This window comes from Pedobacter sp. Bi126 (assembly GCF_918698245.1).
GTDB lineage: Bacteria > Bacteroidota > Bacteroidia > Sphingobacteriales > Sphingobacteriaceae > Pedobacter.
Genome location: NZ_CAKKMS010000022.1, coordinates 1 through 1,169, shown reverse-complemented (window position 1 = coordinate 1,169; position 1,169 = coordinate 1). Strand labels below are relative to the sequence as shown.

Below are 1,169 nucleotides of genomic sequence, written 5' to 3'. Positions count from 1 at the left end.
GCACCTACCGCTAAACTTGCGATCGGGCCACCAGAAATCGTAGCGTTTACATCGGTAACCGTCACATTTGTCAAGGTTACGTTACCTGTATTGGTCACCACGAAAGTGTAGTTGATACGGTCGCCCGCATCTACCTTACCGTTCGTGTTGAAGTCATTGTAAGAACCGTCTTTCGCCAGGGTCATTGCGCCTGTGTGTACAACCGGTGTAACTGTACAGCCTGGGCATGCAGGTGTTGGCGGTGTAACCGGATAGTTCGGATCGGTAGGCGACAATGGTGTCGGATCCACTGAAGTGGTCGTAACCGGTTTGTCTTTCGGATCTTTTCCGGTAGCGGTCGCCACGTTGAACACACCGCCGTTATCGATCTCCGCCTGGGTAAGCGTATGGAAACCGGTGAAAGTGCTGTTGTCTGAAGCACCTACCGCTAAACTTGCGATCGGGCCACCAGAAATCGTAGCGTTTGCATCGGTAACGGTCACATTTGTCAGGGTTACGTTGCCTGTATTGGTCACCACGAAAGTGTAGTTGATCCGGTCGCCCGCGTCTACCTTACCGTTCGTGTTGAAGTCATTGTAAGAACCGTCCTTGGCCAGGGTCATTGCGCCTGTGTGTACAATCGGTGTAACCGTACAGCTTGGGCATGCCGGTGTTGGCGGTGTAACCGGATAGTTCGGATCGGTAGGCGACAATGGTGTCGGATCCACTGAAGTGGTCGTAACCGGTTTGTCTTTCGGATCTTTTCCGGTAGCCGTAGCCACGTTGAACACACCGCCGTTATCGATCTCCGCCTGGGTAAGCGTATGGAAACCGGTGAAGGTTGAGTTGTCTGAAGCACCTACCGCAAGTGATGCGATCGGGCCACCAGAAATCGTAGCATTTGCATCGGTAACCGTCACATTTGTCAAGGTTACGTTACCTGTATTGGTCACCACGAAAGTGTAGTTGATACGGTCGCCCGCGTCTACCTTACCGTTCGTGTTGAAGTCATTGTAAGAACCGTCTTTCGCCAGGGTCATTGCACCTGTGTGTACAATCGGTGTAACTGTACAGCTTAGACATGCAGGTGTTGGCGGTGTAACCGGATAGTTCGGATCGGTAGGCGACAATGGTGTTGGATCTACCGAAGTGGTTGTGATATTGTTATTTTTAGGGTCTTTTCCGGTAGC

At 51.8% G+C, this 1,169-nt stretch carries 1 protein-coding gene; it reads right to left on the bottom strand.

The features are described from left to right. Nucleotides 1-1,169 (bottom strand): hypothetical protein (locus tag LQ201_RS25625; protein ID WP_230146724.1); only part of this gene is annotated, 1,169 nt, incomplete at both ends.